This is a genomic window from Cytophagia bacterium CHB2 (assembly GCA_030263535.1).
In the GTDB taxonomy this organism is placed as follows: Bacteria; Zhuqueibacterota; Zhuqueibacteria; order Zhuqueibacterales; family Zhuqueibacteraceae; genus Coneutiohabitans.
Window position 1 is genome coordinate 1 of record SZPB01000230.1, and the last position, 10,449, is coordinate 10,449.

The window sequence follows — 10,449 nt, forward strand, 5'->3', positions numbered from 1 at the left end:
CGGTGATCCGGTGCTGTCAGAAGCCGGCAAGCTGATGACCAACAGGCACTGCTTGGCGAGCTTTGCCGATTCCGTGAGCGCCTGCGCAAAAGTGAAATGCGTTTCAAAGCTCCCACCCGGCAGATCGACGTCATCATGAAGCTGCCGGGCGTAGGCAACCCACTCGTCAATCAGGATCAAACACGGGCCATACTCATTCATCAACTCGCGCAACACATCGCCCGGACTGGTGGCCTTCTCGTCGTCGGCCTGAATGCGCGCAAAAGCTTTTTTGCCGCCAAGCTGCCACGCCAGCTCGCCCCAAAGCGTTCGCACCACGGTGCCATCGGGCTTGGTCACGGGATTGCCCGGCGAGATTTTGTTGCCGACCAAGACGACGCGTTTGACCGGAGGCAATTTTGAAACGCCCGCGTCGTTCATGATGGCATCAATGCCGGCCAATTCACCGGTGCCAGCACCGGAGAAAAGATGGTAAAGCGCCAGCATGGAGTGAGTCTTGCCGCCGCCAAAATTGGTTTGGAGCTGCACCACCGGATCGCCGCCATTTGATGCCAGCCGCTGCACCGCGCCGATGAGCAGATGTTTCAAGCTGTCGGTGATGAACGTGCGGCGGAAAAACTCAGCGGGATCGCGATATTCATCGGTGCCTTCGCCGAGGTGCACTTGCCAGAGGTCCGCGGCAAACTCCGCCTGTTGATACCTGCCGCTCGCCACGTCTTTGTGGGGATTCACGACTTCCCGCCAGGGTTTGAGATTCCCAACGGCGGCGCTCTCGATGGCGGTGCCGGCGCTTTTGCGTTTCTCGCTGCGTACCTGCTCATCGAAGCGCACACGCAAAAGCTCCATCTTCATTTTTTCGATTTCCTCGGCTTGCGGCGCAGAGATGGCGGTGAGCAAACGGGCGGTCGAATCAAGCATGCGGTACGCGTCGTCGCTGGAAAAGGCTTCTTGATGCGCCCAGCGTTTGCGGTGCTCGCGCAGTTCGCTGACGATGCTGCTCTCGGCAAAGCCCAGGGTTTTGCGGAAGACAAGGTTCCAGCCTTCCCACATCAGCTTGAGCAGCGCGGCTGCGTCCCACTGCGCTATCGGCTTGTTCATCTGCAGCAACCGATCATCGGCCGCGAGCCGGGTGACCAAGCCGCGCGCTTCCTCATCGGAAAGCGTTTTCATTTCGCGTTCGATAAATGGGCTGAGTCCCTGGCGCAGCGCTTCCAGCGCTTTGCCGACGCGTTCGTTGTTGGTGATGGCCATTAATCAACTCCCAGAGGTTGTTTCCCAGATACATTGAAATTGCAATTGCTCATGACAAGAATCCTTGCTATCTTTCTGCCGCCACTCCGTCGCAGCCACTTTGAAACAGGAGATAAAGACATGTCAACGATTGAAAACCTCACACTTTCGGAGCTGCAGAACCTGCTGCAAACTCTGCAACTGCCGCCGGAAACACGTTTAACCGTGAAATTCGAAAATGCGCAATCCGTTGAAAGGGCATTGAAACGGCAAAAAGCCCTTGCCGCCATGCAGAAACTCAAAGGATCGGGCAACGGCGATCTGGTTGCCGCTCTCCTGGCAGAACGGGAAAAGGAAGCCTTATTGTGAACCAATACGTTTTAGATACTTCTGCCCTCCTGAGCTTTATCGAAGACGAAGAGGGCTCGAATGAAGTGGAAAGCTTGCTGCAGAAAGCGCTTGATGACGAAGCCGTGCTTTACATTTCCACGGTCAGTTGCATCGAGGTGTTCTATGTTACCTGGCAGCAACAGGGAAAAGAGGTTGCGACGGAACGCTTGCGGCTGATCGACGATCTCATGCTCATACAAGAACCTGTCGACAGCCAGATCACCAAGGTCGTCGGTGAAATCAAAGCGACAAAGACCATGTCATTTGCCGACTGTTGCATTGCCGGATTGGCAAAATTCAAACAGGCTACTCTGGTACACAAGGATCCGGAGTATGAACAAATCGAGCATGAAATCAAGCAACTCAAGTTACCCTACAAACCGAAGAAACAACCGAACTAAAAGTTGTGGGCTAACTCTGGCGTTCGGAACTTTAAAATCTCTCCGGCCCCGGCCGCATTTCATTCCGCCAGCCTAATCTTTGCCAAAAATACTTGTTTGCTCCGCCTGTGGTTTACCGCCATCGCGCGCCAGCCGCATAATCTCCGGCCAGCTTTGCACCAGCGCGTTGTACGACAACGCCTCCGCAGCGCGCTTCTTGCGCTCGCAAATGGTGTAAAGGCGGTAAGCCAGCTCGCGCGCGACCTCGGCTTTGCCGCCCAGCCTCGCTGCCAGCACTGCGGCTGCGCCTTCGCCTCCGGATTCAAGTGAGCGAATGAGTTGATGCACCATTTCCCACGCCGTCAGGCGCGCGTCGTTTGCCGGATCCCAATTAGTGGGCAACTCGCTCGGCTTGAGCAGCCGCACTTTGCCGCGGCTCGATTTGAGAATTCCCGCCTCGGCCATGCCGGCGACGCTGGTGTTCTTGGCACGCGCCAGCACGTCGGCCACACCGAATTCGCCTTCATCGAAGCCCGATTGTTCGAACCAGGCGAGGGCAAAGCGGCTGTCCGCATCGAAATCGCCTTCCTGCTCGGCGAGAACTTCGTCGAGCGTTTGATTGATGAGCGCCAGCGCCTCACGCACCGTCAGTGGCTTGCCTTCGGCATCGAGCACTTTGGCGTAGCGGGTGTAGACGGCCATGCCGGGTCCGATGGCGGCTTGCGCGAGATCCACCGGCGCAATACCCGAGACCGCCGGGATCGCGACCGTCCCGGTCGCCTCTGCATTCCGGCGAGACGCCGGTGTTCCCGGCGACTTCCTCAGACCTTGCAGTCGCCGAAGCGCTTCGGGCAATTCGTTCTTAAGTGCAGTAAGAAACTCGCGCCGTGTGGCGGTAGTAGCATTTTCCGCGCGCTTGCGGCAGACGAGGACTATGCTGGAGGCGAGGGCGTTGGTGCCTGAGCCAATCATGCGGTTGCTCAGTTCCGTGCGCATCGGCCAAGTGCCACTGACAGCAAAGCCGGCACGGATCACCGCGTCCAGGAATGTTTCCCAACCTGTGCTGGAGGTACCTTCTGCGCTTTCGGTTTCAGATTGCTTGAAAGCATAGTAAATGGTAACCGGAAATTGCGGATGCGCTTGCTCAGCGAGGCGATGCATTGCTTGCGTCATACCATCAAGAAAGAAGCTTTCCGCTTTTTCCTTGCTACCGTGACGATAGGGTGTCGCGACTAGTTCTTCAGCTTTGGGAACGGCCACCGTGGCAAAAAGCTCTTGGAAAAGTGGTTGTAGCGAACGACGAAGCCAAACATAGAAAAAATCCGAAAGGTCGGCGTAGCCAATGTTGTCGTAATATGGTGGGTCAGTGGAAACGATTCTATCCTTACTCAAGAGCTGAATTGAGGCATCAGCTTGTTGTGAGTATCCGCGCGTTTGTGCCGGAGTCGTTTCAGCAGCTTTCCAAGTCCAATCAACCATCGCCATGAAATTCCCTGTCGAGTCACAAAGCGGATTGGCTTCGGTGTAGTCCCACACCATTGGAATAGCTTGACGACCAAATGTATTTCGCATTTTTTCGCCTGAGGTATGCCAACTGCAAATCGCCGACCAATAATCACTACATTTGTCTACTACAAACCCCAAATACACCCCCACAGCCTCCGCGTAAGTTTTTGCTCCAACACCACCATCGTTTAGCCCTACGCCATCATCGGGCAACCCGGCTGCAATGGCATCGCGCTTCACCTGCTCGCGCGCTTCCTGCACCAAATCAGAGAAGGTCGTCAGCGCCACAAGTTGGCGGGGGGTGAAGAGGTCGCCCCACGACGTAAGTCCGTATGGCGTACAGTTACCACCCGTCATTCGGGTCGCAATCTCGCCTTCGGGCCGCCAAGTTGGTTTCGCTTTTTGCGCAACTTCCTCATGCTCGGGCGTCGGGGAAAGATAGACTCGCCCGCGATCACCCTCGGCCACAATCGCCATCAAGCGCGCGCCCATGCGCTTAGCTTTACCCTCGGCCTTAATATAGTCGCCAGAGATTGGAGTTCCCGACATTATGCAACGAAAATTTGCACGCGCCAGTTTGGTTCCATTTTTCGCCGCCTCAACATCCTTCGGCTTGCCCACCTTCACGGTGAAGCGATAACCTGGGAGCGCAGACGTCCCGTCTGCATTTCTCTCGTCTGCGTTTGCATTTTGCAGGCCGGAGGCCTGCGTTCCCGGCGTTCCCAGAATCACCGGCTCGACATACGCTTCCTTGCCCGGCTTGGTGGAGAGCATGAAAGTGGAAGCCAGCGGCACATCCACATGCGCGAAGGCTGGGTTCGGGCTTTTTACGGTGCGCGCCCAGAGCCAGGCAATCACAGTCAGCTTCTTGCCCACCAGCGGCTTCAAGTCCGGCCGTTCCTTTGCCATCTCGGCAGTGATCTCAATCTTGGGATAAAGATGGCCGATGCGTTTCTCCGCCTCGTCGCGCATCCACTTGCCGTAGTAGCGCACATCTTCGGCCAAGCCTTGCGCCCCGCGCCAAAAGCCTGGGAACACTGGCGTCCCGCCGGTATCCGGGACCGCCGGCGTCCCGCCGGTATCCGGGACCGCCGGCGTCCCGCCGGCATCGCTTTTCCTACCTCCCCATGCGCTGCTCCATCGCCATTCATCCGCCTCCGCGACCAGCCGAGCCTTTACCGGATTATTTTCGATATAAGCAACCGCATTCTGATAATGCTGTTCATCACGGATAAAACGGTCGAAGTATTCCCGCATCCAAAATTCGCCGGACCGGCCCAAGAGTTCGTTGGCGCGATGCGCAGTAAAAGACTTCCAGGAATGAAGAATGCTATCCAACCCCCAGCCCTCGAAGGTCTCGATCATCGCATGCACGTGGTTGGGCATGATACACCAGGCGATGAGCCGGTAGCGTTGTCCGTCGAAGTGAAGCAGCGCGTCTTCAACCAGTTTGGCGATGCGCTCATCACGCAGCCAGCAGGCGCCGTGTCCGGCGTCTTCGTATTTGTCGATGCGTTTGCGCAGCTCGACAGCGCGGCTGTCCGTGGCGGGAAGGCCTTTAATCCAATGCAGCTCCTGTTCCCACTTTGCGATGACTGATTCCGGCACGGCATCGGCCAGGCGGAAGCTGAGGGTTTGAATCACACCGGGGCGGTCAAAATGCGGGAGGTAGCCGCGTGAGCGCCACCCCGGTGACGGTGAGGGCCGCCGAGACGGCGGCGATCCCGGGGACGGCGGCGTTCCCAGATATTTACTGCGCACCTCGGGATTCACCGGCGGCCGGCCCGCGAACTTGGGCGGAATCTCGATCATGGCTTTGTTAATCAGAACCGCAACCGGATTCAAATCGGAGGCATAAGCTTCCAATCCCAAACGCTGCGCCTCCAACGGCAACGAGCCGCCGCCGGCAAAGGGATCATGAAAGGCCGGCAGCTTTTCCGGATTGAACAACTCCGCGGCGCGGGGATGGTTCTTGTTTTCCTCGCAGGTCAGCCGCCAGCTCTTCCAAATTTCCTCGCGCGCCTGCTTTAGTACCCCTTCGTTGGTGGTGTTCTCCCACAGCACCAGTTGCTCGATGAGACGAAACAAGCGCTGCCGCTCTTTTTCCTGCGCTTCCTCGGTCGGAAATAGTTCCGGATGGCTCGAGGGATCATCCACCATCTGGCTAAAGATCACGGCGCGCGCCGCTGCCAACGGTCGCCTCGCCCACCACAAATGCAGTGTGCTCGGATGCCCATGCCGGATCGACTTCTCCCGCGCCGACGCCTTGTTGATGGCTTCGAGCGGGAGGGCGACTTCGATGAGTTTTTTGCGGTGAGGTATTTGATCGCTCACTTTTCTTTTTCCTTTCGTGGTTTCATGCGAACGCGCCCCATCTGCTCGATCAGCCCGGCAGCCTTCATGACGCAATCGAGGCTTATCGACGGAGTTTCAGCCTTTTCTTTCATATACCCGGCAAGATATTGATCAGATGGATTATCGATACCCAAACGCTTACAAACCAAGTAACAAACCGACTCGGCCTCAAACTCACAAGTTTTATGAGGCAACCCTCGACGGTCCGGCCACCAGGTGCTGTTTGGAGTTCCCAAGTGGCCGCAGTACAAATGGGCAAGCTCATGCACAAGCGTTGCGTATTCCGCTTCGGCAGAATGTTTGGCGTTCAACAGAAGCTCGTAGCGCAGAGGCACGCGTACGTATTCCGGTTCGGGCAGCGACTTGATCGGAAAGTGCAGGTATTTTCCGGATTGTGCCGTACTGATCACGCCCGCGCTTTGTGAACCCGCCTCGCGTTCGGTGATATTGACGCCATCCCTTTTTGCATTCTCTATCGTTTTTGTTAGCTCGTTACCAATCTTACCTTTCTTCACTTCGAAAGGCTGAACGACATCACGCGGAAGCGGGGGCGCGCTATTTTCAGGCTCCGTGTCACTGACATCGAAGACAAACATGACTGGCCCCATTGGTTGCAGGATGACGAGGGCTCGAGCACCGGCCTTGATTCGGCGATGGTAGTCATTAAGCCAACGATGCGGCGACGCGATGAACGTTGCTCCCGCCATCTGAATATGCACGAGCATGGCATTAAACGGCGAATAAAACCGAAACCGCGCAACGAAGTCGAGCAATTCACGGTATGCCTCGCTGGACTTGTACTGGCGGGCGAGACTAAAAAGCTCATCCAATGCTCTATGCCGGTGTTGCGATCCCACTTTGCAGCTGGAGACATGTCCTCAAAGAAGTTTCCTTGCATAATTTCTCGCGATGAATCATCAAGCCCTGTCTGGCAAGCGTTTTATATAACATAGCGAGATTGCGGTGGAATTGCGTTTTAATTGGGCCGAATTGCGTTTTAGCCGCTTCACGGCCGGCCTTATAGAATAGGCACTTAACATGAATTATACAGCAGAATTGCGTTATTTATTGCTCAGATTTGCGTTTTTGTCCGACCGAAAACCAGCGGCCGGCCTTGGTGTATCCTTTGACCAAGACTTGACCATCTCGCTTTAACTCGCGTAGCAGGGTGCCTATCTGGTGACGGCTTAAGCCCGGGAGTACCTGCTGGAGTTCTTCAAGTCTCGTCCCTGTCTTACCCGAGTCCTCGATGTGCCGCAACAAAAGCGCCTTGTTCGTTTCCCGATCAAGCCCCCGCCGGCGGGTGTAAATTCCTTCCTTGCCAAGAAAGCGGTAGAATCGGCGCGAAAGTAGATAGTGCACGCCTCGGCCCTTGCCAAGGCGTTCGAGTATGCCTTGGTCCAGGAGATACGAAAGCCGCGGCGCAAGGTGCGCCGGGACAGGTTTTTCCCAATGGACGAGGTCCACGACCAGGAAATCTTCCGTGCTGAATGTGGCCAAGCGTTCACATCCGATCTCCTCAATAAACCGTAAGAACTCCGGATCCTGGATCTCGCCGTGTAACGTTAACCAAACCGAATGTTCACTCGTCCGGGAGAAGTCTGGAAGCGGCTTACTCTGTTGAATGCACGCCCGATAGATGAGATCAAATCCTTGTCCGGCCCGTTCGACAAGCCCACATTTGCCAAAGACTTCGGCGATGCGGCGGTTGCGTGGGCTTTGCTCCCAAATGAGATTTTCTTCATTAATTCCCGGTGGGAAACCACCGGGGCTGACAATCTCAATACGCCGTGGATATTGCCGGACGAAAACAGAACCGCCGTGCCGGTAATCGCGATGGCTGACAGCATTGAGGACGGCCTCACGCACTGAGCGTTCATCGAATGTCGGCACATCCCAAACGAAAAGCCCCTGCTGGAAGTGCTGAAGGCTGTTGCGCAAATTGACGAGTTTCCAAATCTCGTCGAGCACGAGCAAAACGCCCTGCCGGAACTCACGCCGGTCGGCCGGAGGTCCCGGCGCATCGCTCGAGCGATATTCAAAGACAACTTCGGCCTGCCCAAGCAGACGTCCGAGTGCCTCGTGGGTGCCCAGCAAGATGAGGGCCGCCCAGGTGAGATGACCACCGGCGACAAGTTCGGCGTCAACGAGCAAACGTTTATCAGAACGTACCTGAATGTCCAGACCTGGTGCCCTGCGCTGCCACAATTGCCGCAGGAGCGCGATGGCCGCCGGATCGAGATCGGACAACCGTGCATCATGGCAAATCTCGGCTGAAAAGTCCGTTCCGGTCTCGGCATGAATCCGGCGCAGGCGTTCATCCGCCATAGGCACAAGAGCGTCACCGGAACGCATCCAGTAGGTGCCTCGATCATGCCAGGCCGTTCCCGGCAGCCGGGAGGGCACATGAACGATCAGGACTCGGCTTCCTTCGTGCCAATACTCCTCTATGGATATTGGGTGTCCGAGTCGCTCGAAGAGGCCAGCCTCGGTTCGTCCGGGTTCGGAAAACGCACCCGTGCCCACGACAGACCGCGGACGCCTGTCTGTCACGCCGAGGACAATTTTGCCTCCTCCTTCGTTGGCGAGCGCGACGCAGTACTTGACCAGTTCGTCAAAATGGAAACCCCGCCTGAGGCCGCTTTGAACTCGACGCGCGCACTTTCCGGGCTCTCAATCAATGCGCGGAACTCCTCAGAAGTTGTCATCTTGGCTCCTCCGCCTTTGCCAGCAATTCCTCCAAACCATAATTCACACTCGTCACCCCAAAATCCGGCTCGCGTTGGAACGGCTGCCGCACGTAGTGGACGCGATGTGTGCCATCCTGATGAAACTCGACGATGGCCAAAATAAAATCCTCAGGCTTGTTGAGCGAGTAGAGAATCTCATTTTTCGTCACGGTGATTGTCGCGCTGCCAGCCACGCGGCCTTTCACCTCGATGAACCGGAGTTTTCCCGTGCCCGGCACGCGGCTCTCGATGTCGTAGCCGAGTTTCTCGTGCTCGCGGTCGATGGGTTCAAAGCCAAGACGGCGCTCGATCTCCATCACCATCGCGCGCGCTTGCGCTGCGGCGGCCTGCGTGTCCACCGTTGAGACTTCTTTTGTTCGTGGCTGTCCGGTCATTGCGGCTAATAAACCTATCGGCACCACAAGAACACCGCCAAGCACAACCGGCGGCAGCGGTGAGATCTGCGCCTCCAGTTTCAATTCATCCATTCGTTTTTCAAGACGCGCCTGCAGCGCGTCGGCGCGCTTGCGGGCTTCGCCGGAATTCAATCGCGCGTTAATCCTGCCGGCTTGTTCTTGCAGCTTAAGATCTTCGGCGCGATGATCCCAGTAGCTGATCTCTTTGGTGAGCCGATCTTTCACTGCCGCTTCGGTTTTGGCGATCAGCGCCAACTTGCGCGAGCGCACCTCCGCGAGATGCTCGGGCACCACGTGAGTGACAGCGTGGCTTTGCGCTTTCTGTTCCAATTCACGGTTGATCCAAGCGCATTCCGGCCGCGCCATGATCGCATCGATGTCAGGCTCACCGGCAGCAAGCGGCCGGTAGTCGAGATAAGGCGCGTAATGCAGATGTCGGGTGTTGCCTGCTGCATCCAATTCCACATATAGCATTTGCTTGGACACGACGCGACGCTCGCCGCTACGGGTGAGGCTCGCGTCCTGAATGGCATGTTCCAGATAAAAGAGCACGCGCGGCTCCATGCCGAAGTCGCGTTCATCCACCAACACTGCGCCCCGGCGCAGGAGATCGCGGTGGCGTTCTATTGTGAGGTCGATGGTGGCATCGAGCAGCGGATGGCCGGGGCAGACGAAGGCGGCAAGCGGCTGGCCCTGCGGCGCGATGAGCGATTTCTCGAATGCAATACGTTCGTAGCGCGGCAACAGCGGCTCACCGATGCCGATGAGACGGTCGCGATTGCGAATGGGCGCCGGAACGTGGGTAATCTCGTACCGCCGCGGCTCGCGCTGTTTGGCGGTGCCGCCGAGGCGTTGCAATGCCTCCAAAAAGAAAGATTCGATGTAATGCGGCTGCAGCCGTCGTGCCTCGGCGCGTTCCATGTCTTCGCGGATGCGGTGCACGCGGCTGGCATCCATGGCATCATGAGCGAGGGCGCGTTCTTCCAACAAGTCTTGAAGCTGATTGCGGTCGAAAGCGTTGGCCACAATCCGCGTGAGACGTTCGCGCACTTCGGGTTTCTCACCGTAACGAATGGCTTCAATGAGCAGATCGCGCAGCGGCTTGCCGTCGAATCTCAACTTTCCAAGAACGTCGAAGACCTGGCCGCCGAGCGCATTGCGGGCCTCAGCCAGCTTCTCGAGCAGCGTGCGGTACACGTCGCCTTCCCGCGTTTCGTCAGCGACCAGATTCCACAGATGGCAAACTTCGGTTTGGCCGATGCGGTGAATGCGGCCGAAGCGTTGCTCAATGCGATTGGGATTCCAGGGCAGGTCGTAGTTCACCATCAGGTGCGCGCGCTGCAGATTGATGCCTTCGCCGGCAGCATCGGTGGCAAGCAACACTTGCACCTCGGGATCATGCCGGAAAGATTCTTGCGCCTTGGTGCGCTCCTCGCGGCCCAT

At 57.1% G+C, this 10,449-nt stretch carries 6 protein-coding genes and 1 pseudogene; 2 read left to right on the forward strand and 5 right to left on the reverse strand.

The genetic code is table 11. The features are described 5' to 3' along the window. A partial coding sequence (locus FBQ85_19775) for an ATP-binding protein (protein ID MDL1877374.1) occupies positions 1 to 1,251 on the reverse strand: 1,251 nt, incomplete at its 3' end. Between the two features lie 33 nt (positions 1,252 to 1,284). Between FBQ85_19775 and FBQ85_19780 the strand changes: the two genes are divergently transcribed. Continuing rightward, the gene (locus FBQ85_19780) at positions 1,285 to 1,599 is read left to right on the forward strand and encodes a hypothetical protein (GenBank protein MDL1877375.1); all 315 of its coding nucleotides are present in this window, start codon (positions 1,285 to 1,287) and stop codon (positions 1,597 to 1,599) included. Then, positions 1,491 to 2,021, forward strand: a complete 531-nt coding sequence (locus FBQ85_19785) for a type II toxin-antitoxin system VapC family toxin (GenBank protein MDL1877376.1) — start codon at positions 1,491 to 1,493, stop codon at positions 2,019 to 2,021. The genes FBQ85_19780 and FBQ85_19785 overlap by 109 nt, the downstream gene beginning before the upstream one ends. A 72-nt stretch (positions 2,022 to 2,093) precedes the next feature. On the opposite strand, the gene FBQ85_19790 is transcribed toward FBQ85_19785, so the two are convergent. The 4 genes and pseudogenes from FBQ85_19790 to FBQ85_19805 all read right to left on the reverse strand — a co-directional run. Then, positions 2,094 to 5,840 (reverse strand): DUF1156 domain-containing protein, encoded by a 3,747-nt coding sequence (locus tag FBQ85_19790; protein MDL1877377.1) that lies wholly within the window; start codon positions 5,838 to 5,840, stop codon positions 2,094 to 2,096. After that, a complete protein-coding gene (locus tag FBQ85_19795; protein MDL1877378.1) occupies positions 5,837 to 6,691 on the reverse strand; it encodes a hypothetical protein in 855 nt (284 codons plus the stop codon). Before FBQ85_19795 ends, FBQ85_19790 begins: the two co-directional genes overlap by 4 nt. A 235-nt stretch (positions 6,692 to 6,926) precedes the next feature. After that, positions 6,927 to 8,569, reverse strand: a pseudogene (locus tag FBQ85_19800) (transcriptional regulator). Beyond that, a partial coding sequence (locus FBQ85_19805) for a DUF3883 domain-containing protein (protein MDL1877379.1) occupies positions 8,566 to 10,449 on the reverse strand: 1,884 nt, incomplete at its 5' end. The pseudogene FBQ85_19800 and the gene FBQ85_19805, both read right to left, overlap by 4 nt.